Source organism: Dietzia sp. SLG310A2-38A2 (assembly GCF_014145095.1).
GTDB lineage: Bacteria > Actinomycetota > Actinomycetes > Mycobacteriales > Mycobacteriaceae > Dietzia.
Genome location: NZ_JAALDX010000551.1, coordinates 19,667 through 20,612, shown reverse-complemented (window position 1 = coordinate 20,612; position 946 = coordinate 19,667). Strand labels below are relative to the sequence as shown.

Genomic DNA, 946 nt, shown 5'->3' with positions numbered 1-946 from the left:
TGCCTCGGCGCGGGCCTGGGCGCGGCGATCGCCGCCAGGATCGCCCGGCCGTCGAGCCAGGTGGTGCTGCTGCTCGGCGACGGCGCGGCCGGGTTCTCACTGATCGACGTGGACACCCTCGTGCGGCACAACCTGCCCGTGGTGATGGTGATGGGGAACAACGGGGCGTGGGGCCTGGAGAAGGGTCCGATGCAGATGCTCTACGGCTACGACGTGATCGCCGACCTCGCCCCGCGCACCCGGTACGACCAGGTGGTCAGGGCGCTCGGCGGGGCCGGTGAGATGGTCACCGATCCGGCAGAGATCGGCCCCGCCCTGGACCGCGCGTTCGCCAGCGGGGCGCCGTACCTGGTCAACATCGTGACAGACGTAGAGGCCGGCTATCCCCGGTCGACGTTCGGGGTGTAGGTGACTGGGACCACCCGAGTCGCACTCAATTTTTGACTGGCAGAACCTGCAATTTGCTGGAACCCCGCTTTCGCGGGGACGACCCGGTGGGAAGACTCGATCCTCCGACGTCACGAGGAACAGCCCCGCTTTCGCGGGGACGATTTCCTAGCACTCTAGCGGGGAGCTCAGACAACAATTCAGCCCGAGAAGTCCAACACCGATTTCGTTTCCGCACGATGACGTTGCAAATGGCGTGGGAAGCCCGTCCTGCGCAGGGGCGACTCCGGAGCGACCCCCAGAGCCTTAAGCCCCACCGGACCAGCCTCACTTGCGCGGGGACGGCCCACGGGTCAGACCGTCGAGTCGGAGGCACCGCGGAACAGGCCCGCCTGCGCAGGGACGACGCAACGGCATGACCGACTCCGCCGCGGACCGCCGGAAGAACCCCGCCTGCGCGGGGACGACGTGTTTTGTGCCCCACCTCAAAGGCAGAACTGCGGAACAGCCCCGCCTGCGCGGGGACGACCGTCGTCTTGGAGAATGTGGCCGGGCACCG

At 68.0% G+C, this 946-nt stretch carries 1 protein-coding gene and 1 CRISPR repeat array (1 of these 2 only partly in view); the gene reads left to right on the top strand.

Annotation, left to right across the window (positions count from 1 at the left end):
* Positions 1 to 408 (top strand): thiamine pyrophosphate-dependent enzyme (locus G6027_RS18300; protein ID WP_241727284.1); only part of this gene is annotated, 408 nt, incomplete at its 5' end.
* Positions 409 to 712: 304 nt separating this feature from the next.
* A CRISPR array of direct repeats spans positions 713 to 946; the repeat unit is 21 nt; unit sequence CCCCGCCTGCGCGGGGACGAC (it continues 35 nt past the right edge of the window).